Source organism: Mesorhizobium sp. B2-4-19 (genome assembly GCF_006441315.1).
In the GTDB taxonomy this organism is placed as follows: domain Bacteria; phylum Pseudomonadota; class Alphaproteobacteria; order Rhizobiales; family Rhizobiaceae; genus Mesorhizobium.
The window spans coordinates 562419-588451 of sequence record NZ_VFUV01000001.1 but is presented as its reverse complement, the minus strand read 5'-3'; the positions used below and the strand labels follow the sequence as shown (position 1 = coordinate 588451).

The following is a 26033-nucleotide window of genomic DNA, read 5'->3' as shown; positions in this document are numbered from 1 at the left end:
GGGGAAATTCATTTGTCCGCACCCATCATCAAGGTCGATGCCATTTCGAAGAGCTTCGGTGCCTTCAAGGTGCTGGACGGCCTGTCGATGCAGGTCATGCCGCGCGAGAAGCTGGCGCTGATCGGCCCCTCCGGCTCGGGCAAGACCACGATCCTGCGCATCCTGATGACGCTGGAGCGCATCGATGGAGGCCACATCCAGATCGAGGGCGAGCAGCTCTACCATATGGAGCACAACGGCCAGCTGCTGCCGGCCGACGAGAGGCATCTGGCACGGATGCGCCAGAAGATCGGCATGGTGTTCCAGCTGTTCAACCTGTTTCCGCACAAGAGCGTCATCGACAATGTGACGCTGGCGCCGATGCTGACCAAGGGCATGCCGCGCCCCGCCGCCGAGAAGCGGGCGATGGAACTGCTTGACATGGTCGGCATGGCCGACAAGGCAAAGGCGATGCCGGCGCAACTGTCGGGCGGCCAGAAGCAGCGCGTGGCGATTGCCAGGGCGCTCGCTCTGCAGCCGAAGATCATGCTGTTCGACGAGGTGACGTCGGCGCTCGATCCGGAACTGGTCGAAGAGGTGCTCAACGTCTTGTGGCGGCTTTGCGCCGAGACCGACATGACCATGCTGCTGGTCACCCACGAAATGGGTTTTGCCCACGACTTTGCCGATCGGGTGCTGTTTTTCGATCGCGGCAAGATCGTCGAGGAAGGCAAGCCCGACGAGATTTTTCGCCATCCCAAGCAGGAGCGCACGCAAGGCTTCCTGAAGAAGATCATCGCGGCCGGACATCGCGTCTGACCGCTTTGCGGGGTGGAGGATCGCCCCGGACAAACCACGACAAGAAGTCAAACCAAGACAAGAAACAAGGAGTTGGGAACAATGAAGAAACTTGGCATTCTGGCCGGCGTCGCCGGCCTGGCACTGACCGCGGTTCTGGCCGCCTCGATCCCGGGCTCGGCCGACGACAGCAAGCTCGAGCAGTTGAAGGGACAGGGTTTCGCCCGTGTCGCCATCGCCAACGAGCCGCCCTATACGGCGGTTGCCGCGGACGGCAAGGTCTCGGGCGCGGCACCGGACGTGGCGCGCGAGATCTTCAAGCGGCTTGGCGTCGCCGACATCGTCGCCTCGATCTCCGAATATGGCGCCATGATCCCTGGCCTGCAGGCCGGCCGCTTCGACGTCGTCACCGCCGGCCTGTTCATGAAGCCGGAGCGTTGCGCCGCGGTCGCCTATTCCGAGCCGGTGCTGTGCGACGCCGAGGCGATGCTGGTGAAGAAGGGCAATCCGAAAAGCTTCAAGAGCTACGAGGACGTCGCCAAGGACACCTCAGCCACGATCGGCGCGCCCGGCGGCGGCACCGAGGAGAAGCTGGCGCTCAACGCCGGCGTGCCGCGCGAACGCGTCATCGTCGTGCCGGACGGCCAGAGCGGGCTGAAGATGGTGCAGGACGGCCGCATCGATGCCTATTCGCTGCCGGTTCTGTCGATCAACGATCTGATGAAGAAGGCCAACGACCCGAACCTAGAAGTCATTGCCCCGGTGCAGGGCGCCCCCGTTTATTGCGACGGCGCCGCCTTCAAGAAGGGCGACGAGGCGCTGCGCGATCAGTTCGACGTCGAACTCGCCAAGATGAAGAAGTCGGGCGAATTCGCCAAGATCATCGAGCCCTACGGTTTCTCGGCCGCCGCCGCCATGTCGACGACACGCGACAAGCTCTGCGCGGCGAAGTAGCTCGCACTTTTTTACCTTCTCCCCGTTCAACGGGGAGAAGGTGCCCAAAAGGGGCGGATGAGGGGCAGCCCCAAGTTTGGAGAAGCTAGCGCCGCCCTTCATCTGCCTGCCCGTCCTACGCAGCAGCCGCGGAGGGTAAACCGGCATCTTCTCCCGTGAACGGGGAGAAGGATCCAAGAACCGCCAATGTTGGAACCTCGAATTTCATGACCCAGTGGTCCGGCTATCTCGGCCTGATATTGCAGGGAGCGCTTGTCACCATCGAGCTGACGCTGATGGGGTCGGTGCTTGCCCTGATCATGGCCTTTCTGGCCGGCATGGGACGGCTGTCGCGCTTCTTCGTTTTGCGGGCGCTCGCCACAGCCTATATCGAATTCTTCCGCGGCACCTCGATCTTCGTGCAGCTGTTCTTCGCCTATTTCGTGCTGCCTTTGATCGGCCTCGAACTGACCCCGCTGCAGGCCGGCGTGCTGGCGCTGGGCCTGAATGTCGGCGCCTATGCCGCCGAAGTGGTGCGCGGCGCCGTGCAGTCGATCGGCCGTGAACAGCATGAGGCCTGCATCGCGCTCAATCTCGGCCGCTGGCAAGGCCTGCGCCATGTCATCCTGCCGCAGGCCTTTCTGGTGATGCTGCCGACCTTCGGCAACAACGCCATCGAACTGCTCAAGGCCACCTCCGTGGTCTCGCTGATCTCGCTCGCGGACCTGACCTTCCAGGCGCAGGTGGTGCGCGCCCAGACCGGCAACACGATGGTGCCGTTCGCCACCATCCTGGTCATTTATTTCATCCTGGCGCTGCTCATTTCGTGGGGCGTGCGCTCGCTGGAGCGCCGCATGGCGCGGGGCCTCGACGGGGTGCGCGTCTGATGGAGTGGGACTGGAATTTCGTATGGCAGATCATGCCGACGCTGATCCAGGGGGTGAAGATCACCATCCTGGCCACGCTGCTCGGCTCGGTGCTGGCGGCGATCGTCGGGCTGGGCATCGCGTTGGCGCGCCGCTCGCCAAACAGGGCTTTGTCGCGCACGGTGGGTTTCGCTGCCGAATTCATCCGTGGCACCCCGCTGCTGGTGCAGCTCTATTTCATCTTCTACGTGCTGCCCGACATCGGCATCCTGCTGCCGCCGCTGGTCGCCGGTGTCATCGGGCTTGGGCTGCACTATGGAACCTACACGGCCGAAGTCTACCGCGCCGGCATCGACAATGTGCCGCGCGGCCAGTGGGAGGCCGCCAAGGCCTGCAATCTCAACGCCAGGCAGACCTGGAGCCACATCATCATTCCGCAGGCCATCCCGCCGATGATCCCGGCACTGGCCAACTATTTCATCGCCATGTTCAAGGAAACGCCGCTGTTGTCGGCGATCACAGTGCTGGAACTGATGAACCAGGCTAAAAGCGTCGCCAACACCTACTATCGCTACATCGAACCGATCACGCTTGTCGGTGCCTTTTTCCTCGCCATCAGTCTTTGTTCGGTCGTGCTGCTGCGCTGGCTGGAACGCCGTTACGGCAAGATCGAGAGATAGCAGATGAAACCTTTGCCCGAGATCAAGGTGTATCCGAGACGGCCATCACTCGACAAGCGTCCGCTCGACAAGCGCGTCGGCCTGATCATCCTGGCCACGGATCACACCAGCGAACCGGATTTTCGCCGCATAGTGGCAAGCGAGCGCATCGGCGTCTATGTCGCGCGCATTCCCTATGCCAATCCGACGACGCCGGAAAATCTGCGCAAGATGCAGCCGTCGCTGACGGCGGGCGCCGCCCTGATCCTGCCCGACGAGAAGCTCGACGCCATATGCTACTCCTGTACGTCAGCCTCGGTGGTGATCGGTGATGCCGAGATCGAGACGGCGGTCCAGGCGGCCAAGCCTGGCGTTCCCGTGGTCACCCCGCCAATGGCCAGCGTGCGCGGGCTGAATGCCTTCGGCGTGCGCCGGATCAGCATTCTAACCCCCTACACGGTCGAAACCTCCAGGCCGATGGCGGCCTACTTCGCCGCGCGTGGTTTCGAGATCGCCGGCTTCACCTGTCTCGGCTTAGAGGACGACCGCGAGATGGCGCGCATCCCGCCGACAGCCCTTGTCGATCTCGCACGCCAGGCGACGCACCCGCAGGCCGATGCCCTGTTTGTGTCCTGCACGGCGCTGCGCGGCGCGCTTGCGGTCACCGGCATGGAACAGGCAATCGGCCGTCCTGTGGTGACCAGCAATCAGGCGACCGCCTGGAACTGCTTGCGGCTGTGTGGCGACGAGACGCCGCATCCCGAATTCGGGCGGCTGCTGACGCTGCCGCTGGGACGGTAAGATTATGTTCCGTTTGCGCGAGCACCTCCCTCTAGCCTGCTGGGAACAGACGGATCCATCATGAATCGCAACGTCTCCCTCTCAGACATCCGCACTGCCCGTGCGCGTATCGCCGGCAAGATCGAGCGGACGCCGACCGTGCTGTCCGAGGTTCTGTCGGAACGTCTCGGCGTCCCCGTGCATCTCAAGCTCGAGCATCGCCAGACCACCGGCAGTTTCAAGCTGCGCGGTGCCTCGAATGCCGTCGCTTCCCTTAGCGCGGAAGAGAAGGCGCGCGGTGTCATCGCGGCCTCGACCGGCAATCACGGTCGCGCGCTGGCACATGCGGCGAAGCTTGAAGGCATGCGCGCGATGATCTGCATGTCGCGGCTGGTGCCCCAGAACAAGCTGGACGAAATCCGCCGGCTCGGCGCGGAGGTCCGCATCGTCGGCAACAGCCAGGACGACGCCCAGCGGGAGGTCGAACGGATGGTGGCGCAGGAGGGGCTGGTGATGCTGCCGCCCTTCGACCATCCCGCCATCATCGCCGGTCAAGGTACGCTCGGGCTCGAGATGATCGAGCAGGTTCCTGACGCCGGTCTCGCGCTGGTGCAGCTTTCCGGCGGCGGCTTGGCTTCTGGCGTTGCCGCAGCCGTCAAGGGTGTCAGCCCCGGCACAAAAATCATCGGCGTTTCAATGGCGCGGGGTGCTGCGATGAAGGCGAGCCTCGATGCCGGCCGGCCTGTCCTGGTGAAGGAATTGCCGACGCTGGCGGATTCGCTTGGGGGTGGCATCGGCCTCGACAATAGGCTGACCTTCGCCATGTGCCGCGACCTGCTCGACGACGTCGTCCTGCTCAGCGAGGACGAGATCGCCGCCGGCATCCGCCATGCCTATGCGCAGGAGCGCGAGATCGTCGAGGGCGCCGGCGCGGTCGGCATCGCCGCGCTGATTTCCGGCAAGGTGAAGCCGAGCGGGGCGGTGATTGCGCTTCTCTCCGGTCGCAACATCGACATGGACGCGCACCGCAAGATCGTCTGCGGCGACGCAATCGCGGAGCGTGCAGCATGAGCCGGATGACCATCCTCACCGAGAAAGAACTGCGCAAGATCGTGACGCTCGATCTCGATGCCGTCGCCTGTGTCGAGAACGCTTTTCGTGCGCTCGCCACTCTGCCCGTGGCGATGCCGCCGATCCTGCGGCTCGACATTCACGAGCATCGCGGCGAGGTCGACGTGAAGTCCGCTTATGTGCCCGGTATCGACGGCTTCGCAGTGAAGATCAGCTCCGGCTTCTTCGACAATCCAAAACTCGGCCTGCCGAGCGGTGGCGGCATGATGGTGCTGCTTTCGGCAAGGACCGGCGTGGTCGAGGCGCTGCTGCTCGACAATGGCTACCTGACCGATGTCCGCACGGCCGCTGCCGGCGCGGTCGCGGCGAAGCATCTGTCGCGCGAGGACTCCACCGTGGCAGCGATCTTCGGCGCCGGTTTGCAGGCGGGCCTGCAATTGGAGGCACTGCGTCTTGTCAGGCCGATCGCCGAGGCACGCATCTGGGCGCGCGACGCCGCCAAGGCCGAAGCCACTGCTGCCCACTTACGCGAAAGACTGGGCATTGTCGTGCGCGCCGAGCCTGATGCAGCAAATGCCGTTGCCGGCGCCGACATCATCGTCACCACCACACCATCGACCGAGCCGCTGATCAAGGCCGGCTTCATCACCGCCGGCCAGCACATCACCGCCATGGGCTCGGACGCCGAACACAAGAACGAGATCGCGCCGGCCATCTTGCGCATGGCCGATCTCTATGTCGCCGACAGCGCGCGCCAGACGCGGCGTCTGGGCGAACTGCATCATGCCATCGCGGCAGGGGTGATGGCCGCCGAGGAAGAAGTGACCGAACTCGGCCAGATCATCGCGGGCGAACGACACGGAAGACGCTCGGCCAGCGATATCACCATCGCCGACCTCACCGGCACCGGCGTGCAGGACACGGCGATCGCCACGCTCGCCCGCGACCGCGCGCGGGCGGCCAATGCCGGAACCATTTTTGAGAGCTGATGCTGGCTGCAAAGCATGATCCGGAAAAGTGCGAACCGGTTCTCCGATCAGATCATGCTCAAGCAAAAACTCCTGGAGCCGGGTTCAACGAAGTTGAACGGGCTCCAGGGCCTAACAAACGAGGAAGCAAAAGAATGCAACCGAACCTGAAATTCTCGCGCGGCGAATTTGCGGATCGCCTCGCCAAGACGCGGCGAGCCATGGAGGCCAAGGGCGTCGATCTCCTGGTCGTCAGCGACCCTTCCAACATGGCCTGGCTGACCGGTTATGACGGCTGGTCCTTCTACGTGCACCAGGCGGTCATCGTGCCGCCCTCGGGCGAGCCCGTCTGGTACGGCCGCGGCCAGGACGCCAACGGTGCCAGGCGCACCGCCTATCTCGCGCAGGACAACATCGTCGGCTACGCCGACCACTATGTGCAGTCGACGGAACGCCATCCGATGGACTTCTTGTCCAGCGTGCTCGTCGATCGTGGTTGGGGCAAGCTCACCATCGGTGTCGAGATGGACAATTACTGGTTCTCCGCCGCGGCCTTCGCCTCGCTGCAGAAGCATCTGCCCAATGTCCGTTTCGTCGACGCCACCGCCCTGGTCAACTGGCAGCGCGCGATGAAGAGCCCGACCGAGATAGACTACATGCGCAAGGCCGCCCGCATCGTCGAAGCCATGCACCAGCGCATCTTCGACAAGATAGAGATCGGCATGCGCAAATGCGATCTCGTCGCCGAGATCTATGATGCCGGCACGCGTGGCGTCGACGGCATTGGCGGCGACTATCCGGCGATCGTGCCGTTGCTGCCGTCCGGCGTGGACGCCTCGGCGCCGCATCTGACCTGGGACGACCAGCCGATGAAGCGGGGCGAGGGCACCTTCTTCGAGATTGCCGGCTGCTACAACCGTTACCATTGTCCGCTGTCGCGCACCGTCTTCCTCGGCAAGCCGACGCAGGAGTTCCTCGATGCCGAGAAGGCGACACTGGAAGGCATGGAGGCGGGGCTCGCCGCCGCCAAGCCCGGCAACGCCTGCGAAGACATCGCCAATGCCTTCTTCGCCGTGCTGAAAAGATATGGCATCGTCAAGGACAACCGCACCGGCTACTCGATCGGTCTGTCCTATCCGCCGGACTGGGGCGAACGCACGATGAGCCTGCGCCCCGGCGACCGCACCGAACTCAAGCCAGGCATGACCTTCCACTTCATGACCGGCCTCTGGCTGGAGACGATGGGGCTGGAGATCACCGAGTCCATCCTGATCACCGAAACCGGTGTAGAGTGCCTGGCCAATGTTCCGCGCAAACTGGTGGTGAAGAATTGAGCCCGATGTCCAGCCTCCGCCCTTCGCCGATCGCGCCGACCGTCGATTTCGATCGTGACGGCGTCCAGCACGGTTTCCTGCGCCTGCCCTACAGCCGCGACGATTCGGCCTGGGGCTCGGTGATGATCCCGATCTGCGTCGTCCGCAACGGCAACGGACCGACGGCGCTGCTTTCCGGCGGCAACCACGGCGACGAGTATGAAGGGCCGCTGGCGCTCTACGATCTCGCCCGCACGCTCGATCCCAGCCAAGTCCGCGGCACGGTGATTATCGTGCCGGCGATGAACTATCCGGCCTTCCGCGCCGGCACGCGGACCTCACCGATCGACAAGGGCAACATGAACCGCAGCTTTCCCGGCCGTCCGGACGGCACGGTGACCGAGAAGATCGCCGACTATTTCCAGCGTGAACTGCTGCCTCGAGCCGACATCGTCTTCGACTTTCATTCTGGGGGAAAGACGCTGGACTTCGTGCCGTTCTGCGCGGCCCACACCTTGCCCGACAAGGCGCTGGAGCAAAAAGCCTTCGATGCGGTGGCGGCATTCTCGGCTCCGTTCTCGATGCGCATGATCGAAATCGACTCGGTCGGCATGTACGACACGGCGGCCGAGGAGATGGGCAAGGTCTTCGTCAGCACCGAACTGGGCGGTGGCGGCACCTCGCGTGCGAAAACTGTGGGCATCGCGCGGCGCGGCATTCTCAATGTGCTGCGCCATGCCGGCATCGTGGATGGTGCGGTCGAGAAGAGCAGAACTCAATGGCTGGACATGCCGTCAGGCGATTGCTTCTCGTTCGCCGAGGAGGACGGCATGATCGAAACCATGGTCGATCTCGGCGAGCCTGTCAAAGAGGGCGCGGTGCTGGCACGGATCCATTCGGTTGGCCGCACCGGCATTGCCCCGCAGGAGATCCGGGCAAAAATGCCGGGCATGTTGGCGGCGCGGCATTTTCCCGGCCTGGTCAAGGCCGGGGACTGCGCGGCGGTCGTAGCCGTGGAGGTGGATTGATCGACACGGCTGCGTCCAGGCACATCCCGCGCGGTTTCCGGCGATTGCGGCTGGCCGCGCCGGACATCAATTTTCTCCATGGAAGTGTAAATTAACGAGAGGCAGACAAACTAGGCATTGGCGAGCGGACCCTCGCTCTGCTGCCATCGTTGCGGGCATTGGACCGCGCGACATGGCGATGATCGTTGAACGCCCGGATGCCTGGTCTGAATCATGAGATCTTCGACTGGAGAACACTTGCCGGCGCTGGACCATGTTCGTGGCCTAGCGGCTTTCCTGGTCTTCACCTGGCATTTCCTCCATCAGTCTCCCGAGGGGCCGGTGCCCTATGATTTCGTGCCTGCCGTGCCCATTTTCAGCCTGCTGGATGAGGGGTTCACCGGCGTTTCATTGTTCATGGCGCTCTCCGGCTACCTGTTCGCCAAGCTTCTTGATGGGAAACAGGTCAGCTATCTGCCTTCTTCGCCAACCGAGCGCTGAGGTTGCTTCCGCTCCTGCTGGCCGTGATAGCCGTCGAGGCTTGCCGCGTAACTATGGCAGGCCAACCCCTGGGCGGCTATTTCACGGCGGTTGGTCGATAACCGTGGAAGCTCACTTCTGCTGCCGTTCCTGCTGATGGCGTCCAGACGCTTCCTGTTCGCCCCTTTGCTGTTTATCGCTGAAAGATATTCGACAGAGACCATCGGCGCGGGGCATCTCGCTATCCACGCTGGCCAGTCTGCAGCGGGTCTGGTGCGTTCGTACACGAGGATACTCATATCCAGTCCGGCGGTTTTCCACTACGCTGGAGTCCGCGTCTCAGGGAGCATCGATTGCGTGGATTTGCGGAAAGCCTGATCGAGAGGCCGCAGACGGTGGCGGAGCAGGTCGCCAACGTGCTGCGCGAAGCCATTGCCAGCGGCGCGCTGAAGGCCGGCACCGCTTTGCGCCAGGACGAACTGGCCGAACAGTTCGGCTTCAGCCGCATGCCTATTCGTGACGCGCTTCGCCAATTGGAGGCGGAGGGCATTGTCTCGATCCATCCGACGAAGGGTGCGCATGTCGCACGGATGGATGAAGCCGAGATCAGCGAAATCTACGCGGTGCGCGAATTGCTCGAATGCGAAGCGCTCCGCCTCTCCATTCCGGCTTTGTTGGACGGCAATCTCGATGTGGCCGAACAGGTGCTCGACCAGATCGACGCGGAGCGCAATGTCGGCCGCTGGGGGGCGCTGAACCGAACCTTTCACCTGTCGCTCTACGCTGCCTGCGGCAATCAGCGTCTGCTCGGCCTGATCGAGGCGCATCACAACGCGGCCGATCGCTATGTCCGCATGCTCTTGTCCAACCTCGACCATCGCGCCCGGTCGCAGGCGGAACATCGCGACCTGCTGGCCGCCTGCCGCCGGCGCGACGGCAAGAAGGCCGTGAGCATTCTGCGGCAGCATCTGCGCGAAGGAAGCGACACGCTCGTCAATGCGATAGAGGGCGGCGGCCTGTCGCGAAAATCATAGTCGGGATGGTCCTGCTGCTCGCGGCTCAAGCGCATCACCGCGCGCGACCGGTTCGTAAGAACCACGCTGTTTTTCAGCTCTGCGCCGGCTTGCGTTCGACGATGTAGATATGATCGGCCGCGAGCACCACTTCGCCGCGCTGGTTGATCACCTCGCAGCGTTCGATCACGCGTCCCGAGCCCGGACGCTTGGGATCGTCCTCCTTGGCCGTAATGGTGGTGCGCGTGCGGATCGTGTCGCCGATGAACACCGGCTTGATGAAGCGCAGCCGGTCATAGCCATAGGAGAACGCGAGGGGGTTGATAATGCTTGCCGTCAGCCCGATGCCGACCGAGAACACCAGCGTGCCATGCGCGATGCGCTGGCCGAACGGCGTCGTCTTCATGTATTCGGCGTCCATGTGGTGCGGAAAGAAATCGCCGGTGTGGCCGGCATGGACGACGAAGTCGGTCTCGGTGATGGTGCGGCCGCTGGTCAGCCGCGAAGAGCCGATCTCATAGTCCTCGAAATAGGTGATCTGTTCCATCAGGGTCTTTCCGCGATCGGCGTCGCCGGCGCCGCGCTCGATCTATAGGCGGCTTCCACCAGCGCCATTGTGCTCCAGGCGTCCTCGACCGAGCTGACCAGTTCGCCGTCTTCTCCTGCCGCAAAGCGCTGCACATTGGCCATGCGCCCGACGAAGGCGTCGGGGAACCATTCGCCGGCAAGCGGTACCGCGATCCAGTCCGTTGCGCCCTTCGGATGGATTTCCAGAATGTCCGGTTCGCCCCGGGGATAGTCGAGGTTGAGGCCGAGCTTGAGATAGGCCGCTCCCTCCGTACCGCAGATGCGGAACTCGCATGCCTGATGCCGGCGGCCGAACTTGTGGTCATGGTTGATCGACAGCGCGCAGCGCACGGTGTCACCATAGTCGAGAATGGCGCTGGTGCGCGTCTGCGCCACCTTGTGGTTGGGATGGCCGAGCGTCTTGGCGTGGACGCCCTTGGGATCGCCGAGCAATTGCCTGATCAGGTCGAGATAATGGATCGAGTGCATGGCGATCTCGACGCGCGGCGCCTTGAGCAGGAACTCCCACAACTCCCACGGTGTTGCCAGCGCCAGCCAGGCATCGAAGTCGACGACTTCACCGAGCCAGCCCCTGGCGACGGCGTCCTTGAGTGCCAGCATCATCGGCGCGAAGCGCAGCTGGAAGTTCACGGCCGCCTTGAGTTTTTTGGCGCGGCAGATTTCGAGGATTTCGGTGGCCTCGCCGAGATAGTTGCCCATTGGCTTCTGGATCAACGCGACCGCCCTGTCGGGCAGAGCTTTCAGGATCTCGGCGTGCCGTCCAGGCGGGGTCGCCAGATCGAAGATCGCGTCCTGGACGGATGCGGCTTCGTCGACCGAACGGAACGCCGTCACGCCCCATTTGTCGGCCAGGGTTTTCGCCTTGGCCTGGTCCGGATCATAGAGGCCGGCAATTGGAAAGCCGGCTTTGCGATAGGCGGGAAAATGCGCGTCGCCGACGATCGATCCGGCACCGAAAGTGACGATCGGGCGAGGCTTCGAGGGCATTGGCCAGGACTGGACGAGTAAGGCAGGGTCGAAACCGCCCTCAGTCATGGTGGAAGACCTCGTCCATGCTGGCCCACCATTCACCCTCCTTGCGGGCCGCGAGCGGCTCCTGGCATGGTATGCAGACCGCCCACCATTCCTGCGTCTTCGGATCGGCGGCCATCTTGGCCATGTCGGCCGCATAATCGGTGCCGTGATATTCGAAATAGGAGAACAGCAGATTCTCCGGCCGCTTCAGATAGATCGAGTAATTCTTGATGTTGCAGGCGGAGATCATGGTCAACACGTCGGGCCAGACGGCGGCATGCAGGCGGACATACTCCTCGACCTTTTCCGGCTTCAACCCCAGCACCATGCCCATTCGCTGCATATCCGACTCCTATCTGGTGATCGCCGTGGTGAACTCGGCGATGCTCATGGCCTTGACCGCGTCCCAGTCCCAGTCGATGCCGATGCCGGGTTCGTCGGGCGCCAGCGCATGCCCATCCTCGATGCGCATATGCTTGCCGGTCAACTGGTCGAGTTGCGGAATGTACTCGACATACCTGCCGTTCTGAACCGCGCAGGTCAAGCTGACATGCAGCTCCATCAGGAAATGGGGGCAGACCGGAATGTCGAAGGCCTCTGCCGCATGGGCGATCTTGAGCCATGGCGTGATGCCGCCGATGCGGCCGACATCGACCTGCACGATCGAGCAGGCGCCTTTCTGCATGTATTCCCGGAAATGGCGGATCGAATAGAGCGACTCGCCAATGGCGATCGGCGTCGGCGTCGAGTTGGACAACCTGATATGGCCGTCGATGTCGTCGGCTGGCAGCGGCTCCTCGATCCAGGCGAGATCGAGTTCGCGCAGCCGCGCCGCACGCCGGATCGCCTCGTCGACCGAAAACCCCTGGTTGGCATCGGTCATGATCTCGTAGCCGTCGCCCGCCGCCTTGCGCACCGCCGACAGGCGGGCGAGATCCTCCGACCCGTGCGGCCTGCCGATCTTCACCTTCGAGCCGCGGAAGCCCTTGGCCTTGGCAGCCAGCGCGTCGTCGACAAGTGCTGCCGTCTCGATGTGCAGCCAGCCGCCCTCGGTGGTGTAGAGCGGGCAGCGGTCCTTGGCACCGCCGGCCAGTTTCCACAACGGCAGGTTCTGCTTCTTGGCCCTGAGATCCCAGAGCGCCGTATCGATCGCCGCGATGGCGATGGCGGTGATCGCACCGATGGTGGTCGCATGGGTGGCGAATTCGAGATCGTGCCAGATCGCCTCGATCATATCGGGGTCTCGGCCGATCAGGCATGGCGCCAGATGGTCGGACAACAGCCGCATCACCGAGGAGCCGCCGGTGCCGATCGTGTAGCTGTAGCCGGTGCCGACCGCGCCGTCGGAATCGGTAATGGTGACGATCGGCGTTTCCTGGCTGATGAAACTCTGGATGGCGTCCGTGCGCTTGACCTTGGGCACAAGGTCCACCATCCGCAGTTCGATTTTCTCGATTCTAGCCATCGGTCAGCTCCGCAATGTCTTTCCAGTCTCGGCGGCAAACAGATGCGCCTGCGACAGGTCGAGGCTCATCGCCACCCGCTCGCCGGAGCGCAACGGGCGCGGGTTCAGCATGCGCGAAACCCAGTCCGTGCCGTTGAACTCGACGAACACCAGCGTCTCGTTGCCGAGAGGTTCGGTGACGGTGATCGGCAGGTCGATCTGATGGACGTCGGCCGCGCCGCCGGAGCTGATGCCATGGCCGGTCGGATAGATGTCATCAGGCCGCAGACCGAACACGACCTTGTCGCCGGTCGCGACATTGGCCTTGAACTGGGCGGGCAGCGGCAGCCTTTCGCCGCTGACGAAAACCAATTGGCCGTTGTCGACAGTCGCCTCGTGCAAATTCATCGGCGGCGAACCGATGAAGCCGGCGACGAAGCGTGTCGCCGGGCGGCGGAAGACCTCGTCTGGCGTGCCGACCTGTTCGATATGGCCGTCGCGCATGATGACGATGCGGTCGGCCAGCGTCATCGCCTCGACCTGGTCATGGGTGACGTAGATCACCGTCGACTGCACCTTGGCATGGAGCTTCTTGATCTCGGTGCGCATCTGCGTCCTGAGCTTGGCGTCGAGATTGGAAAGCGGCTCGTCGAAGAGAAACACGTCAGGGTCGCGCACGATGGCGCGGCCCATGGCGACGCGCTGGCGCTGGCCGCCCGACAGTTGCGACGGGCGGCGGTCGAGCAGCGCATCGAGGCCGAGAATGGCCGAGGCCTCGGCGACGCGGCGCTCCATGTCGTCCTTGGCCACGCCGGCGATCTTCAGCGAAAAGCCGAGGTTTTCGCGCACCGTCATATGCGGATAGAGCGCATAGGACTGGAACACCATCGAGATGTTGCGCGAGCGCGGCGGCAGATCGTTGACGATACGTCCGCCGATCTCGATCGAACCGGCGCTGATTTCTTCCAGTCCAGCGATCATGCGCAAAGTCGTCGACTTGCCGCAGCCCGACGGGCCGACCAGCGCGATGAATTCGCGGTCGGCGATATCGAGATCGATGCCATGCACGATCCCGATATTGCCGTAGCGCTTGGTCAGCTTCTTGAGGAAAACGGTCGCCATGGGATCAGCCTTTCACCGCGCCGGAGGTCAGGCCGCCGACAAGGTGTTTCTGGACGATGTAGGTGAGGGTGAGTGCGGGAATGATCATCACCACGGCCAGCGCGCACATGCCGCGCCAGTCGATGGTGAATTCGGCCGTGTAGTCGAGCAGGCCGACCGGCAGCGTCTTGGCGCTCACCGAACGGGTCAGCTGCGAAGCCAGCGCGAACTCGTTCCAGCAGGTCAGGAAGGCAAAGATCGCGGCAGAAGCGATGCCTGGTCCGGCAAGCGGGAACTCGACCTGCCAGAAAGCCTGCCAGCGCGTGCAGCCATCGATTTGTGCTGCCTCCGCGAGGTCTCTCGGCACCTGGCGGAAGAAACCGTCGATCAGCCAGATGGTGAACGGCACGTTGAGCGCGACATAGGCCAGGATCAGCCCGAAATGCGTGTCGATGATGCCGAGCCGCACATAGAGGAAGAACAAAGGCAGCGACAGCGCGATGCCAGGCACCGTGCGCGTAAGCATCAGGCCGAGGAACACGCTCGATTTGCCGCGGAAGCGGTAGCGCGCGAAGGCATAGCCGCCGGCCATGCCGATCGCCACCGCAATGATCGTCGAGGTCACCGAGATGATCAGCGAGTTGCGGAAATATTCGATGACTGGGATGCCGCCTTTGCCGATGCCTGAGAACATTGCGATGTAAGCGTCGAACGAGATCTCCTGCGGGATCCACACCGGCGGCTTGGCCATGATCTCGACGGTCGGCCGCAGCGATGACAGCACGATCCAGAGGCCGGGCAGGCAGATCGTCAGCATCGCCAGGAACAGGCCGACACTATGGACGATGCCCAGCAGCCGGCGCTTCAGGCGGGCGGAAGAATTCTCGTCCATCACCACTCCGCGCCGATCTGCGTGCGCGCCGCGGCGAGCTTGTTGAAGAAATAGACGGTGAAGGCGATCGACAGCAGGATCGAGAAGTAGGCCATGGCGTTCGCCATGCCCATGCGGCCGTCGCTGTAGGCGGTGCGTGCCACCAGCGTCCACAACAGCTCGGTGCGGCCCGCCGGTCCGCCATCGGTCATGATCTTGACGATGTCATAGGCGCGCGCCACGTCGAGCGAACGGATTGTCATGGCGATATAGGCGAAAGGCATGACGAACGGCCACGTCACATAGCGGAAGGTCTGCCACGGCGTGCAGCCATCGACCCGCGCCGCCTCGATCGGCTCCTTCGGCATTGCGAGCAGTCCGGCGAGGATCAGGATGGCGAAGATCGCGGTCGACGACCATATCTCGGCAACCGAAATGGCGATGAAGGCAAGATGGCCTTCGATCAGCCACGGTATGGCATCCCCGGTGATGCCGAGCGACTGCAGGGCGTTGTTCACCAGGCCGATATTGTCGTTGAACATGAACTTGAACTGGAAGCCGACGAGGATCGGCGAGAACATCATCGGAAACATCATCAGCGTGCGCAGGATGCGCTGGCCGCGCGTCGCCTTCTCGACCAGCATGGCGAGGCCGAGGCCCAGCAGCATTTCGAGATTGAGCGCGATGGTCAGCAGCAGCACCGTGCGCCCGAACGCCCACCAGAAATCGGAATTGGCCAGGATCGAGAGATAGTTCCTGAAGCCGACGAAGATGAAGAACGTTTCGGGCCTGGTCAGGCGGAACGGTGTGAAGCTCGAATAGAGCGACAGAAGCAGCGGCACGACGACGACCGCGGCCAGCACGATGAAGGCTGGAAGCAGCAGCAGAAATGGCGCCGATGGCTTGAAGCCCTTCATCAGAATCCTGTGGGGTTTTGCATTGCGTGGGCGGGGCGCCGAAAGGCGATGTGCATCGCGAACCTTCCGACGGGACGCGATCGCCTCCCCCATTCATCATGGGGGAGGCAACCTTGGGGCTGTTCTAAAGCTTGCCGGCATCCTGCAGGATCTGCGTCGCCTTGGCGGCGGCTTCGTCCAATGCCTGCTTGGAGGTCTTGTCGCCCAGGATCGCCGCCTGCAGTTCGGGATAGACGGCGTTCGAAATCTCGATCCACTCAGGCGTCTGCGGCACGGCGAAGGCGTGCTTGGCTTCTTCCTGGAAGGCGGAGAGAACCTCCTTCTTGTAGGGATCGTTTTCGGCCTGCTTCAAGTCCCAATCCCACACCGCCGTGCGTGTCGGCAGCGGGCCTGCGGCGGCTTCCAGTTTCTGGCTGTCCTCATTGGTCAGCCACCAAACCAGCGAGGCTGCGGCCTCCTTGTTCGGGCAGTTCTCGGTCACCGAGAAACCGTGGAAACCGGACCAGCCGGTGCGCTTGCCGGAAGAACCCTTCGGCGCGACCTTCACGCCGACATTGCCCGCCACCTTCGACGACTTCGGGTCGTTGAAGAAGCCGGCCCAGCCCGGCCAGTCCAAATTGATGGCGACGGTGCCCGAGGCAAAGCCCTGGCCAAGATCGTCCCACAGATAGTTGGTCGTTCCGGCCGGCACGGCCTTGGCCTTGTAGAGATTGACGAACCAGTCGAGCGCCCGGATGCCGGCCTCCGAGTTGAAGACCGGCTTGCCGTCCTTGTCGAGATACTCGCCGCCCTCGGCGACCACCATCTCGTAGAAGCGGCCATTGATCGCCTCTTCCTTGCCGGCGAACTGCGTGCCGTAGAAATTGGGCGGGTTGGCGAAGAACTCGGCCTGGTCGGTGACTTCCTTCCAGCTGTCCGGCGGCACCAGGTCATAGCCGTATTTGGCCTTGAACTTGGCCTTGTTGTCGGCGTTCTCGTAGAGGCTCTTCTGGTAGTAGAGTGCCGAGACGTCGAACTGCGCGCGCGGCAGCATCTCAAGCTTGCCGTCGATGGTTGCCGCCTTGATCGTCGACGGCACGAAGGCGTCGATCTCTTCCTTGGGCAGCAATTTGCTGAGGTCCGTATAGAGGCCGGTATATTGCGGCGCGAAGGACGAATGGTTCCAGCCGACGCACCAGTTGGTGCTGCCAGAGGCGATGTCGGACTTCAACTCCTTGTCGATGTCGAAGCCATTCTTCTTGGTCAGGATGTTGACCTTGGCGCCGGTGGCCTTCTCCCATTCGGGAATGCGCTCATAGAGCTTTTCATATTGCTGGCCGCCGATCAGTTTCACGTCGACGGTGACGCCTTCGAACTTGCCGGGCAGGTCGCCGGCAAGGGCCGTGCCTGCACCGAATGCAAGCACCAATGCGCCGGCGGAGACGCCGGAAAGCAGTCTATTCATTGGTTTCCTCCCTTGGTGCGCCTTAGCGGCGACCGCAACCTGTCCACGTGACAGGAATGCTACATTCATATACAAACAAAACATTCATACGTACGTCAAGGCGAAATTTGTTTCCGCCGGCCGCTTTCCTGCGTATATGAAGAGTCGAATTCACTGGAGAAATGCCTCATGGACGACAGCGAAGACGAGCGCTACCGCGCGCCGGCGCTCGACAAGGGGCTCGACATCCTTGAGCTGCTGGCCGGCGTCGACGGCGGCCTGACCCAGGCCGAAATCGCCAAGAAACTCGACCGCAGCCCGAACGAATTCTACCGCATGCTCGACCGGCTGGTGCGGCGTGGCTATGTCACAAGGCTGGATGGCGACCGCTATTCGCTGACGCTGAAACTGTTCGGCCTGGCGCAACTGCACGCTCCGGTGCGGCGGCTGGTTTCCTACGCCACGCCGCTGATGCGCGAACTGGCCGAGACCTCGCAGCAGGCCAACCAACTCGTTGTTTTTGATCGCGGTTCCGCCGTCGTCATCGCCCAGCAGGAGGCGCCGAACTACTGGGGCATCTCGATCCGGGTGGGCTCCCACATCAGCCTGTTCGACACCGGTTCGGGCCATGTTCTGCTTGCCTTCCGCTCGCAGGAAGAGCGGCAGATGATGATCTCCGAACACGTCCGCAGCACCGACAAGACGGCGCAATCGACCGAGTTCTTCACCCGGCTCGACCAGATCCGTGACCGTGGCTACGAGATGATGGCCTCGATGCAGACCGCCGGCGTCTTCAACCTGTCGGCTCCGGTGCGCAGTTCCGACGGCAAGGCCATCGCCGCCCTGTCCATTCCCTACATTACCGTGGTCAATGCGCCGTCCGCGCCCGATATCACCAGAACGATCGAGCTGTTGCTGGCGACGTGCGAGAAGCTGTCGCATCTGGCCGGCTCGGCTGTAGGGTCGGCAGCATAAGTTCTTATTTGAATGAAGAATTCCTCCGTGAGATGATTTGACAAAGCCAATTTGGAGGAGCTCCAGTGATCATCGACACCCATCTGCATCTCATCGATCGCTCGGCCTTGCGCTATCCCTGGCTTGCCGGCGTGCCGCCGCTCAACCGCGATTTCTCCTACGAGGACTATGCCGCCGAGGCGCGGCGTGTCGGCGTCGAGCGCGTGCTGCACATGGAGGTCGATGTCGATCCGGCTGACATTGAAGCCGAGACCGCACGGGTGGAAGGTCTGTCGCGACAGGCCGGCAGCATGCTGGTCGGGGCGATCGCGTCCTGCCGGCCGGAAGACGCGGATTTCCCGGCCTATCTCGAAAGGCAGCGGGCAAATCCTTTCGTCAGGGGTTTCCGCCGCGTACTCCATGTCATGCCCGATGATCTGTCGGAAGGCGCGGTGTTTCGTGACAACATCAAGCGGCTTGGCGGCACCGGCCTGACCTTCGATCTCGTCGTGCTGCCGCGCCAGATTCCGAAAGCAATAGCGCTGGCCGACCTCGCACCCGACGTCCGGTTCGTTCTCGACCATTGCGGCGTCCCCGACATCAAGGGTGGAGCCGAGCATCCCTGGCGCGAGCACGTGGGCGAGATCGCGCGGCGTCCGAACGTCATGGCCAAGATTTCCGGTGTGGTCGCCTATGCCGATCCCGGCAGCTGGACGGTCGGGACGCTGCGGCCCTATGTCGAGCACACCATCGCTTCGTTCGGCTGGGACCGTGTCGTCTGGGGCAGCGATTGGCCGGTCTGCACGCTTGGTGGCGGCTTGTCGACCTGGGTGGCAGCAACCCACGCACTGCTTTCCGGTTGCAGCGTCGCGGAGCGCGACAGGTTGCTGTCGGGCAATGCCCGCAAGCTTTGGCGGTTGGAATAGTTGGATTTGCCTCGGCGTCTCGCCGGGGCGTAGTCCAGACGTTCGCCTCCGTCGGGTTTCGTTCAGACTCCTCTACCAGCAGCGCCGGACACTTGCGCCGGGGGCACTCTCCCGGAACAGGCTGACGAGATCGGCAACGACCCGGGCGGCTTTATGCCCGGAGGTCATGCCGGACAGGATGCGGTCGGGCGCCGCCTGCTGGAACGCCATGTAGCCGTCATGACGCGGCCGCACCCATGCGCCCTCCAGCGTCGCGCGCGTGTCGCGATAGAAATTGCCGGTCACGGCGTTGACGGTCTGGTCCTCCCAGGCGGCAGCATGGCCTGGTTGGCCATCGGCAGCGGCATAGGCGCCGCGCTGCACGTCGCCGCTGGCGACCCAATAGGCAAAGTCCGCCGCTGCATCCTTCGCCTTGGAAAAGGCTGACACCGCTATACCGGTGCCGCCGAGCGCTGAACCGATAGGGCCGCTGGAGCCGACAGCCGGGATGTCGGTGAAGGCCAGCCGGTGCGCGCGAAACCCTGACATCGCATAGGAAACGTAGCCGTAGATGAGTGGAGCGCAGACAATGCGGGAATCGGCCTCCGCCATGCGTTCGGAAACCGCGATCGGATCCATTTCCAAACAGGCCGGGTCGACCAGCGCGGCGATCTCTCGCATCATCTCGAAGACTTCGCAGCCGGTCTCGCTATCGATGAGATCGCGGGACGGATCGGTCGCGCAAGCGTGCCCGAGATTGCCGGCAAGCGTGTAGAACACCATCAGCGCATGCGGCGGCCGCAACGGCAAAAGCACGCGGCCTTGCCGGGCGAGATCGAGCACGTCGCTCCAGCGCGCCGGCGGCGCGTCGAGCGCGTCCGGCCGCCATGCCTGGACCTGGCTGGCCGCATCGATCGGAAACGCCCATTGCCGTCCTTGCCAGGCGTAGCTCGGATAGGACTGGCCGACGCTGCCTGAGGCGAGCGCTGCGCGCTCGGCCTCGCGGCCGACGACATCCAGCGGCGCGAGGCAGCGTTCCGCAGTAATTTGGCCGACATGCGGGTGGTCGATGACGATCAGATCATAGGCGCGCGCCAGTTCCTCGACCGGGAAGGATTCGAAATCCTGCAGCGAGCGCTTGTCCCAGTGGATGGCGACGCCGGTCTTCTGCTGCCAAAGCGACGAGCAGGCGACCATCGGATCATAGCCGCGCGGATGGCTCCAGGTCATGCCCTTGAGCGTGGTCACAGGCCGAACTCCTCGCGGATCGCGGCACTGTGCTCGCCGATGCGCGGCGCGGCGCGATCGACCTTGGCCCTGGCACCGTCGACCCTGAGCGGCGAGCTGGTGGTGAGGATCGAGACATCGTCCTCGCGCGTCACCGTCTGCAGCATGTCGAGCGACTGAAAGCCTTCGCTGGCCAGCATCTCCGGCCAGGTCAGCACCTTGGCGCACCAGATGTCGGCCGGCTCGAGAATATCAAGCCATTCGTCGATGGTTTTGCTGGCGATCCTTTGCGCGATGATCGCCTTGATGTCGTCGCGCGCGGTGAACCACGAAGCCGGTCTGTCGCGATAGGGCGCCAACTCATTGAGCGACAGCAGGTCGGCAAGTGTCGGGATCGGCGTCATGGCGATGGCGAGATAGCCGTCCTTGGCCGGGTAGACGCCGTAAGGCGCCGAGAGATAGGCATGCGCGCTGCGGAAGCTGGAGCGCCTGGGCAAGCGGCGGCCGTCATTGAGATGCGTGGTCAGCACCTCGAACTGGAAATCGACCAGCGCTTCCAGGAGGCTGGTTTCGATATGGCTGCCCTGACCGGTGATGCCGCGCCGCACCAGCGCTGCCAGAATGCCTTGCGCGCAGGCGGCACCCGCCAGCATGTCGCCGATGGCCAGCCCGAAGGGCACAGGTCCCTGGCCCTCGTCGCCATTGAGCCACATCACGCCGGACCGGGATTGCGCCAGCAAATCCTGGCCGGGCCGCTTGACCCATGGGCCGTCCTCGCCATAGCCGCTGATCGATGCGTAGACGAGCCGCGGGTTGATCTTGCGGACGGCCTCGTAGTCGAGGCCGAGCCGCTCGATGACGCCGGGCCGGAAATTCTGGATAAGCACATCGGCCTTGGCCAGAAGCCCGCGCAGCGCCTCGAGATCCGCCTCGTTCTTCAAGTCGATGGCAAAACTTTCCTTGGCGCGATTGATGGCGTGGAAGATCGTGGAATCGCCGCCGATCTCGGTGTCGCTGAGGTAGAGCCGGCGCGACAGGTCGCCGCCATCCGGGCGCTCGATCTTGATGACGCGCGCACCGAGGTCGAGCAGCCGCAGCGAGCAATAGGGGCCGGACAGAAACTGGCTCATGTCGACGACGACGAGACCGGCAAGCGGCAATTCGGCCAAAGCCGGCATTTTCATTTCTCCGTCTTGCCGACGAAATCGGCCGGGTTGCGGTACTTCACCGTCTGCAGGTGCTCGCAATAGAGGACCAGCTCGCCTTCGCCCTTGAACACTTCGTAGCTGGCACGGATCAACCCCATCTCTCTGTAGCGCGGCTTCTTGTCGAGGTTGGAGCGGATCGAATAGATCGTGTCACCAATGAAGACAGGCTTGATGAAACGGAGCTTGTCATAGCCATAGGAAAAGGCGTTGACGCAGTTGGTGGCGACCAGCCCCAGCCCGGCCGAAAAGACGAAAGCGCCGGCGATCAGCCGCTTGCCGAAAATGCCTTCGCTTTCGGCGAACATCTGGTCCTGCACATAGGGGTGGATGTCGAGCACCAGCGTGTTGAAGAGGTGGCTGTCGCCCTCCGCCATCGTGCGCCGCAACGAGCGGATTTTCTGGCCGACCGGCCAGTCCTCGTAGAACCAGTTCTCGGCGTTCCACACCGGCAGTGCCGCGTGCGCCTCAGGCATGTTTTTGGGGTAGGTCGAGGCAACGCCGACGGTGGGCGCGAAGTCGCTCATGGCCGGCTCCGGCAGTCTCGCAGGAGGCTCAGGCCAGCCATATGAATACGTCTCAAAGCGCCGGACTGCATGACGTCTTCTCCCGCTAATCTTCTTTTGTAAATAGTATTTTCACATATGGGGCTATGTTGCAAGCGAGGGCGGGCGAAATTTTGCCCATCCCGCGCGCTCAGGCGCGGGCCGGCAGGGGAGGAAATCATGAAAAAGAATTGCCTGGTCTTTGTGGCCCGCCTGAATCGGCAGGCGCGCCTGGTTTCAGCGCGCAGGCCTGCTGACCGACATCGGACGCACAATCGAGATCGGCATGCCGATGTGCGTCAGGATCACGCGCTAAGGCGCCCGCGAGGACCCTCGTTCAATGGTCGGGCTCAGGCCTGTTGTATGGCCGAGAGCTTCCAGTTCGAGCCATTCTGACGCGTGAATGTCCACAACTCGGTCGTCTCTGTCGGATGGTCTTCGTCGCCCTCGACGACCTTGCCGCTGGCCCGCTCGCGCATCACGTCGCGAGACTCGTAGCGCAACGCGGCCGTGGCGTAGTCGCGGTCGTCCTCGCGCCAGCTTTCCGCGATGTCGGCCTGCAGCAAGGTGATATCGGAGACCTCGTTCCGGAGACCTTTCTGGGCATTGTCGGCCAGCTCTTCCGAGAGATAGGACACCATCTCGGGCGTCGTCGCCCGGCGCAGGGCGGCATGGTCTTCGCGCCCGAATGCTTCCTGGACATCGGTCAACAGCTTCTGGAATGCGTCGAGGTCGCTCTGAGCCAGCGTGATCTCCACGGAGACGTCAGCCGGAGAGCCTCCGCCCGAACCACCGCCAAAGCCGGGGATTGTGAACGCGCCGGCCGTCTGCTGCTGTGCCGGAGCGCGGTTCTCAAATCGCGGCGCCTGGGCATTGCCGGCACCGGCGAGCGCCGGGGTAGGGCCCTGCGCCGACCGCGAGCGGAAGAAGCGGATGGCCAGCATGATCGCGCCACCGATGAGCAGGGCCTGAAGCAGGAAGCCGAACATGCCGGCCAGGCCGCCGAACCCTTGACCGACGAGCAGGCCGATGAGGCCGCCGAGCAGCAGGCCGCGTATCATCGTTCCGCCAAAACCGCTCATGAAGCCTGGCCGCTGTGGGCCGGCCTGCGGCTGCCGGGCGGCAGCGTTCACACCGGTGTTGGGTGTCATCGAACGCTCGACGGGAGCGGTCGGCGCCGGCGCGGTCCTGGTCGGCGGCGCCGACTGGAACGTGCGCGTGCCGCGACTGCCGAAACTGCCGCCGCGCCGCGCCTCGGCATGATCGATCGCGATCATGGAGAATGCAAGGAACAGTCCGGCAAACAGGGTTGCAAATCGGCTGGTGCGAGACATCATCGGAGATGAACCTTTATCGATACGACTTTTTGGAAATTTCAGCAGGCGCTGGGCCTGTCATGCGGTCAATCGAACAATTCCTCGAAGAAGGATTTCTTCCGCTTGGGATAGCGATGGCCCTGCGAGCGCGAATAGTCGTCATCGCGGCCGTGTTGCCGCTGGGAGAAGGCTGCCGGCTGTGGCTGCGGCGCAGGCGACGCCTCCCTGCCGGAACGCTCGACGATCTTGTCGAGTTCGCCTCGATCAAGCCAGACGCCACGGCACTGCGGACAATAGTCAATCTCGATACCCTGGCGTTCGCTCATCACGAGCGCGACGCGGCAGGAGGGGCAAACCAAACCAAGGAGGGAAGATGTCATACGGGGCTCCAACCGAAAGGATTGAGCCCGCTTGACCGAAAAAGGTGGAAACGGGCCCGTTAAAGCGGTCCGACATCACAATCACCAGAAGCGATCGTCAGAGGGGCCCGGCCCGCACCAGACAGTTAGGAATGCGGAGCCAGGCCTTCAAGAGCGATGTTGCCGGCAAGAATGATTTGTTCGCCGCTGCCGTCGATCAAACGGTTACGACGATCTTGCCGAACTGCTCGTTCGATTCGAGGTAGCGGTGCGCCTCGACGATCTGGTCGAAAGCAAAGATCCTGTCGATGATCGGCCTCAGCGCGCCGGTTTCCAGGCCTTCGAGGATGAACGCCTTGGCGATCTCCAGCTTCTCTGCGGCGCCGGTTATCTCGTGCACGAGATAACCACGCAACGTCAGCGTCTTGCCCAACACGGCAGCCAAGGGGAACGGCGTCGGCTCGGGGCTCAGTCCGCCATATTCGATGAGAATGCCGCCCTTTGACATTGCCGCTGTCAGCGGCTCGAAGATCGGACCGCCGATGGCATCGAGCACGACGCGCACGCCTTGCGGTCCCGCGATCTCGCTCAGCCGTGCGGCGAGATCTTCCTCGGCCAGGACCACAACATGCGCCGCGCCGGCATCGAGCAAGGCCTGTTTCTTTGCCGATGTTCGCGTCACCGCGATCGCTGTCGCGCCAACCTTGTTGGTGATCTGGATCGCGGCAAGCCCGACGCTGCTGGAGGCCGCGGTGATGACGACAGCGTCTCCATTGCTCAGTCCGGCGATGTCGATCAGGGCGCCATAGGCGGTGAGATATTGCATCCAGACAGCCGCCGCTGTCTGCCAGTCGAGCGACGGTGGGTGCTTGACGATGAGCCCGGCGGGATAGGTGACCAGCTCGCCGTAAGCCGGCCAGCGCGCCATCGATTGCGGCGGGATGACGCTGACAGCGTCGCCCGGGACGAAATCGTTCACGCCTTCGCCTACCGTTTCGACAATGCCCGCCGCCTCGAGACCAAGCCCGGAGGGCAGGGCGGGCGTCTCGATATAGCTGCCCGCACGCAGCAGTGCCTCGGCGCGATTGAGGCCGAGTGCCTTGACGAGGATTTGAACCTCACCCGGACCCGCTGGAGCGAGGTCGATATCCTCGATGCGCAGGACTTCTGGACCGCCATGCTGATGGAAGCGGACAATACGAGCCATTCGGGTTACTCCAAATTATCTGTACCGAATGGGCTATGCGGCCAAAGGCTTCATGGATAAATGGGCGTAAGGATAAAGCAGTAGAAACCAGAGGTTTCGAATATGGATAGGCTCGAGAGCATGGCCGTGTTCGTCAAGGCGGTCGACCTTGGCTCGTTCGCGGCTGCGGCGGTAGCGCTCGACCTGTCCGGGCCGATGGTTGGCAAGCATGTCCGCTCTCTCGAAGAGCGGCTCGGCGTACGCCTCATCAACCGCACCACGCGCCGCCAGAGCCTGACCGATTTCGGCCGCGCCTATTACGAACGCTGCCGCATCGTGCTGGTCGAGGCGGAAGCCGCCGATGCGCTGGCCGCCGACCAGTTTTCGGAACCGAGAGGCAGACTGCGCGTGACCATGCCGGCGCATTTCGGCCGCCACTGCGTTACCCCCGTGCTGCTGAAGCTGGCGCGGCACTATCCGATGCTGGAACTCGATTTGTCACTCAGCGACCGCTTCGCCGATCTTGCCGAAGACGGCTTTGACCTTGCCATCCGCACCGGCGATCCGGACGATAAGGCGGGCATCATCGCGCGCCGCGTTGCGCGGCAAGGCATGGTCGTCTGCGCCTCGCCCGCCTATCTCGGACTTCACGGCGAGCCGCGGCGGATCGAAGACCTCGCCGATCATCAGGCGATTGTCTATCGCCGGCTCGGCCAGGTCGTTCAGCCCTGGCTGTTTGCGCGTGAAGGGCAATCCGCACGGGAGATCATGCCGACCGGCCGCCTGCGGCTCGATGATCTTGATGCCATCGCCGATGCAGCGGCCGAAGGCATGGGGCTGGCGTGGTTGCCACGGTGGCTGGTCCGCGAGCGCATGGAGGCCGGTGGGCTGGTGGCGCTGTTGCCGGACCAGCCGCACTATCTCTACGACTGCCATGCGCTCTGGCTGCAGACCCCGCATCTGCCGCTCAAGGTTAGGCTCGCCATCGACGCGCTGGCGGCCGCCCTGCCGAAACTGATGGGCTGATCGCCAGCAGAACTGGCTTGCGCGCTTTGAGGTGCCGCTTTCCAATGCCATATGAAGGCGGAACGTGTACATTGCAGGAGAGGCG

The 26033-nt window shown here is 63.4% G+C and carries 28 protein-coding genes; 14 read left to right on the top strand and 14 right to left on the bottom strand.

The features are described 5' to 3' along the window. Positions 1-12: 12 nt before the first annotated feature. The 11 genes from ehuA to FJ546_RS02765 all read left to right on the top strand — a co-directional run bounded on the left by ehuA (position 13) and on the right by FJ546_RS02765 (position 9888). The gene (gene ehuA / locus FJ546_RS02815) at positions 13-798 is read left to right on the top strand and encodes an ectoine/hydroxyectoine ABC transporter ATP-binding protein EhuA (RefSeq protein ID WP_181167786.1); all 786 of its coding nucleotides are present in this window, start codon (positions 13-15) and stop codon (positions 796-798) included. Positions 799-879: 81 nt separating this feature from the next. Further along, on the top strand, positions 880-1731 hold the full coding sequence (gene ehuB / locus FJ546_RS02810; protein ID WP_140887885.1) for an ectoine/hydroxyectoine ABC transporter substrate-binding protein EhuB: 852 nt from the start codon (positions 880-882) through the stop codon (positions 1729-1731). A gap of 206 nt (positions 1732-1937) precedes the next feature. Continuing rightward, positions 1938-2597, top strand: coding sequence for an ectoine/hydroxyectoine ABC transporter permease subunit EhuC (ehuC, locus tag FJ546_RS02805; RefSeq protein ID WP_140887883.1), 660 nt, complete (start codon positions 1938-1940; stop codon positions 2595-2597). Continuing rightward, positions 2597-3256: an ectoine/hydroxyectoine ABC transporter permease subunit EhuD gene (gene ehuD / locus FJ546_RS02800; RefSeq protein WP_140887881.1), complete on the top strand. Its 660-nt coding sequence runs from the start codon at positions 2597-2599 to the stop codon at positions 3254-3256. The genes ehuC and ehuD overlap by 1 nt, the downstream gene beginning before the upstream one ends. Positions 3257-3259: 3 nt before the next feature. Beyond that, positions 3260-4036 carry an ectoine utilization protein EutA gene (gene eutA, locus FJ546_RS02795; protein ID WP_140887879.1) on the top strand — a complete coding sequence of 259 codons (777 nt, stop codon included), beginning with the start codon at positions 3260-3262 and terminating at the stop codon, positions 4034-4036. 60 nt (positions 4037-4096) lie between these two features. Continuing rightward, positions 4097-5086, top strand: a complete 990-nt coding sequence (eutB, locus tag FJ546_RS02790; protein ID WP_181167785.1) for a hydroxyectoine utilization dehydratase EutB — start codon at positions 4097-4099, stop codon at positions 5084-5086. Next, a complete protein-coding gene (locus FJ546_RS02785; protein ID WP_140887876.1) occupies positions 5083-6075 on the top strand; it encodes a cyclodeaminase in 993 nt (330 codons plus the stop codon). Before eutB ends, FJ546_RS02785 begins: the two co-directional genes overlap by 4 nt. Positions 6076-6209: 134 nt before the next feature. Continuing rightward, entirely contained in the window at positions 6210-7388 is a 1179-nt protein-coding gene (gene doeA / locus FJ546_RS02780; RefSeq protein WP_140887875.1) for an ectoine hydrolase DoeA, read from the top strand. A 5-nt stretch (positions 7389-7393) separates the two neighbouring features. After that, positions 7394-8395: a N(2)-acetyl-L-2,4-diaminobutanoate deacetylase DoeB gene (gene doeB / locus FJ546_RS02775; protein ID WP_140887873.1), complete on the top strand. Its 1002-nt coding sequence runs from the start codon at positions 7394-7396 to the stop codon at positions 8393-8395. 237 nt (positions 8396-8632) lie between these two features. Beyond that, positions 8633-8875 (top strand): acyltransferase family protein, encoded by a 243-nt coding sequence (locus FJ546_RS31460; RefSeq protein ID WP_246686717.1) that lies wholly within the window; start codon positions 8633-8635, stop codon positions 8873-8875. Between the two features lie 332 nt (positions 8876-9207). Next, positions 9208-9888, top strand: coding sequence for a GntR family transcriptional regulator (locus FJ546_RS02765; RefSeq protein ID WP_246686716.1), 681 nt, complete (start codon positions 9208-9210; stop codon positions 9886-9888). A gap of 73 nt (positions 9889-9961) precedes the next feature. On the opposite strand, the gene FJ546_RS02760 is transcribed toward FJ546_RS02765, so the two are convergent. The 8 genes from FJ546_RS02760 to FJ546_RS02725 form a co-directional block, all read right to left on the bottom strand. Continuing rightward, positions 9962-10417, bottom strand: a complete 456-nt coding sequence (locus tag FJ546_RS02760) for a MaoC/PaaZ C-terminal domain-containing protein (protein ID WP_181167808.1) — start codon at positions 10415-10417, stop codon at positions 9962-9964. Continuing rightward, positions 10414-11490: a Gfo/Idh/MocA family oxidoreductase gene (locus FJ546_RS02755; protein ID WP_140887870.1), complete on the bottom strand. Its 1077-nt coding sequence runs from the start codon at positions 11488-11490 to the stop codon at positions 10414-10416. Before FJ546_RS02755 ends, FJ546_RS02760 begins: the two co-directional genes overlap by 4 nt. Then, the gene (locus tag FJ546_RS02750; RefSeq protein ID WP_140887869.1) at positions 11483-11812 is read right to left on the bottom strand and encodes an L-rhamnose mutarotase; all 330 of its coding nucleotides are present in this window, start codon (positions 11810-11812) and stop codon (positions 11483-11485) included. The genes FJ546_RS02755 and FJ546_RS02750 overlap by 8 nt, the downstream gene beginning before the upstream one ends. Positions 11813-11821: 9 nt before the next feature. Further along, complete coding sequence (locus tag FJ546_RS02745) at positions 11822-12934, bottom strand: mandelate racemase/muconate lactonizing enzyme family protein (RefSeq protein WP_140887867.1); 1113 nt, start codon at positions 12932-12934, stop codon at positions 11822-11824. Between the two features lie 3 nt (positions 12935-12937). Continuing rightward, positions 12938-14035, bottom strand: coding sequence for a sn-glycerol-3-phosphate ABC transporter ATP-binding protein UgpC (ugpC, locus tag FJ546_RS02740; protein WP_140887865.1), 1098 nt, complete (start codon positions 14033-14035; stop codon positions 12938-12940). A gap of 4 nt (positions 14036-14039) precedes the next feature. Continuing rightward, positions 14040-14906 (bottom strand): carbohydrate ABC transporter permease, encoded by an 867-nt coding sequence (locus FJ546_RS02735; protein ID WP_140887864.1) that lies wholly within the window; start codon positions 14904-14906, stop codon positions 14040-14042. Then, positions 14906-15802 carry a sugar ABC transporter permease gene (locus FJ546_RS02730; protein ID WP_140887862.1) on the bottom strand — a complete coding sequence of 299 codons (897 nt, stop codon included), beginning with the start codon at positions 15800-15802 and terminating at the stop codon, positions 14906-14908. The genes FJ546_RS02735 and FJ546_RS02730 overlap by 1 nt, the downstream gene beginning before the upstream one ends. Before the next feature lie 124 nt (positions 15803-15926). Continuing rightward, the gene (locus FJ546_RS02725; RefSeq protein ID WP_095786786.1) at positions 15927-17246 is read right to left on the bottom strand and encodes a sugar ABC transporter substrate-binding protein; all 1320 of its coding nucleotides are present in this window, start codon (positions 17244-17246) and stop codon (positions 15927-15929) included. 168 nt (positions 17247-17414) lie between these two features. Here FJ546_RS02725 and FJ546_RS02720 point away from each other — a divergent pair, with 168 nt between their 5' ends. Further along, the gene (locus tag FJ546_RS02720; RefSeq protein ID WP_095771266.1) at positions 17415-18200 is read left to right on the top strand and encodes an IclR family transcriptional regulator; all 786 of its coding nucleotides are present in this window, start codon (positions 17415-17417) and stop codon (positions 18198-18200) included. 65 nt (positions 18201-18265) lie between these two features. Beyond that, positions 18266-19105, top strand: a complete 840-nt coding sequence (locus FJ546_RS02715; RefSeq protein ID WP_140887861.1) for an amidohydrolase — start codon at positions 18266-18268, stop codon at positions 19103-19105. A 72-nt stretch (positions 19106-19177) separates the two neighbouring features. On the opposite strand, the gene FJ546_RS02710 is transcribed toward FJ546_RS02715, so the two are convergent. From FJ546_RS02710 to FJ546_RS02685, 6 genes are all read right to left on the bottom strand, one after another. After that, complete coding sequence (locus FJ546_RS02710) at positions 19178-20314, bottom strand: extracellular solute-binding protein (protein ID WP_140888058.1); 1137 nt, start codon at positions 20312-20314, stop codon at positions 19178-19180. A 14-nt stretch (positions 20315-20328) separates the two neighbouring features. Further along, on the bottom strand, positions 20329-21489 hold the full coding sequence (locus tag FJ546_RS02705) for a CaiB/BaiF CoA-transferase family protein (protein WP_140887859.1): 1161 nt from the start codon (positions 21487-21489) through the stop codon (positions 20329-20331). Positions 21490-21491: 2 nt separating this feature from the next. Beyond that, positions 21492-22043, bottom strand: a complete 552-nt coding sequence (locus FJ546_RS02700; protein WP_140887858.1) for a MaoC family dehydratase — start codon at positions 22041-22043, stop codon at positions 21492-21494. Between the two features lie 368 nt (positions 22044-22411). Next, complete coding sequence (locus FJ546_RS02695) at positions 22412-23398, bottom strand: Tim44 domain-containing protein (protein WP_140887856.1); 987 nt, start codon at positions 23396-23398, stop codon at positions 22412-22414. Positions 23399-23463: 65 nt separating this feature from the next. Then, positions 23464-23757 (bottom strand): zf-TFIIB domain-containing protein, encoded by a 294-nt coding sequence (locus tag FJ546_RS02690; protein ID WP_140887855.1) that lies wholly within the window; start codon positions 23755-23757, stop codon positions 23464-23466. Between the two features lie 196 nt (positions 23758-23953). Next, on the bottom strand, positions 23954-24943 hold the full coding sequence (locus FJ546_RS02685; RefSeq protein WP_140887853.1) for a zinc-dependent alcohol dehydrogenase family protein: 990 nt from the start codon (positions 24941-24943) through the stop codon (positions 23954-23956). 102 nt (positions 24944-25045) lie between these two features. Between FJ546_RS02685 and FJ546_RS02680 the strand changes: the two genes are divergently transcribed. Continuing rightward, complete coding sequence (locus FJ546_RS02680; RefSeq protein ID WP_140887851.1) at positions 25046-25948, top strand: LysR family transcriptional regulator; 903 nt, start codon at positions 25046-25048, stop codon at positions 25946-25948. Positions 25949-26033: the final 85 nt, after the last annotated feature.

What these genes read in the sequence shown, in the direction of transcription:
- ehuB (WP_140887885.1), top strand. Translation starts at nt 880, where the DNA reads ATGAAGAAACTTGGCATTCTGGCCGGCGTCGCCGGCCTGGCACTGACC.
- ehuC (WP_140887883.1), top strand. Translation starts at nt 1,938, where the DNA reads ATGACCCAGTGGTCCGGCTATCTCGGCCTGATATTGCAGGGAGCGCTT.
- ehuD (WP_140887881.1), top strand. Translation starts at nt 2,597, where the DNA reads ATGGAGTGGGACTGGAATTTCGTATGGCAGATCATGCCGACGCTGATC.
- eutA (WP_140887879.1), top strand. Translation starts at nt 3,260, where the DNA reads ATGAAACCTTTGCCCGAGATCAAGGTGTATCCGAGACGGCCATCACTC.
- eutB (WP_181167785.1), top strand. Translation starts at nt 4,097, where the DNA reads ATGAATCGCAACGTCTCCCTCTCAGACATCCGCACTGCCCGTGCGCGT.
- FJ546_RS02785 (WP_140887876.1), top strand. Translation starts at nt 5,083, where the DNA reads ATGAGCCGGATGACCATCCTCACCGAGAAAGAACTGCGCAAGATCGTG.
- doeA (WP_140887875.1), top strand. Translation starts at nt 6,210, where the DNA reads ATGCAACCGAACCTGAAATTCTCGCGCGGCGAATTTGCGGATCGCCTC.
- doeB (WP_140887873.1), top strand. Translation starts at nt 7,394, where the DNA reads ATGTCCAGCCTCCGCCCTTCGCCGATCGCGCCGACCGTCGATTTCGAT.
- FJ546_RS02755 (WP_140887870.1), bottom strand. Translation starts at nt 11,490, where the DNA reads ATGACTGAGGGCGGTTTCGACCCTGCCTTACTCGTCCAGTCCTGGCCA.
- FJ546_RS02750 (WP_140887869.1), bottom strand. Translation starts at nt 11,812, where the DNA reads ATGCAGCGAATGGGCATGGTGCTGGGGTTGAAGCCGGAAAAGGTCGAG.
- FJ546_RS02745 (WP_140887867.1), bottom strand. Translation starts at nt 12,934, where the DNA reads ATGGCTAGAATCGAGAAAATCGAACTGCGGATGGTGGACCTTGTGCCC.
- ugpC (WP_140887865.1), bottom strand. Translation starts at nt 14,035, where the DNA reads ATGGCGACCGTTTTCCTCAAGAAGCTGACCAAGCGCTACGGCAATATC.
- FJ546_RS02735 (WP_140887864.1), bottom strand. Translation starts at nt 14,906, where the DNA reads ATGGACGAGAATTCTTCCGCCCGCCTGAAGCGCCGGCTGCTGGGCATC.
- FJ546_RS02730 (WP_140887862.1), bottom strand. Translation starts at nt 15,802, where the DNA reads ATGAAGGGCTTCAAGCCATCGGCGCCATTTCTGCTGCTGCTTCCAGCC.
- FJ546_RS02725 (WP_095786786.1), bottom strand. Translation starts at nt 17,246, where the DNA reads ATGAATAGACTGCTTTCCGGCGTCTCCGCCGGCGCATTGGTGCTTGCA.
- FJ546_RS02720 (WP_095771266.1), top strand. Translation starts at nt 17,415, where the DNA reads ATGGACGACAGCGAAGACGAGCGCTACCGCGCGCCGGCGCTCGACAAG.
- FJ546_RS02710 (WP_140888058.1), bottom strand. Translation starts at nt 20,314, where the DNA reads ATGACCTGGAGCCATCCGCGCGGCTATGATCCGATGGTCGCCTGCTCG.
- FJ546_RS02705 (WP_140887859.1), bottom strand. Translation starts at nt 21,489, where the DNA reads ATGCCGGCTTTGGCCGAATTGCCGCTTGCCGGTCTCGTCGTCGTCGAC.
- FJ546_RS02700 (WP_140887858.1), bottom strand. Translation starts at nt 22,043, where the DNA reads ATGAGCGACTTCGCGCCCACCGTCGGCGTTGCCTCGACCTACCCCAAA.
- FJ546_RS02695 (WP_140887856.1), bottom strand. Translation starts at nt 23,398, where the DNA reads ATGATGTCTCGCACCAGCCGATTTGCAACCCTGTTTGCCGGACTGTTC.
- FJ546_RS02690 (WP_140887855.1), bottom strand. Translation starts at nt 23,757, where the DNA reads ATGACATCTTCCCTCCTTGGTTTGGTTTGCCCCTCCTGCCGCGTCGCG.
- FJ546_RS02685 (WP_140887853.1), bottom strand. Translation starts at nt 24,943, where the DNA reads ATGGCTCGTATTGTCCGCTTCCATCAGCATGGCGGTCCAGAAGTCCTG.
- FJ546_RS02680 (WP_140887851.1), top strand. Translation starts at nt 25,046, where the DNA reads ATGGATAGGCTCGAGAGCATGGCCGTGTTCGTCAAGGCGGTCGACCTT.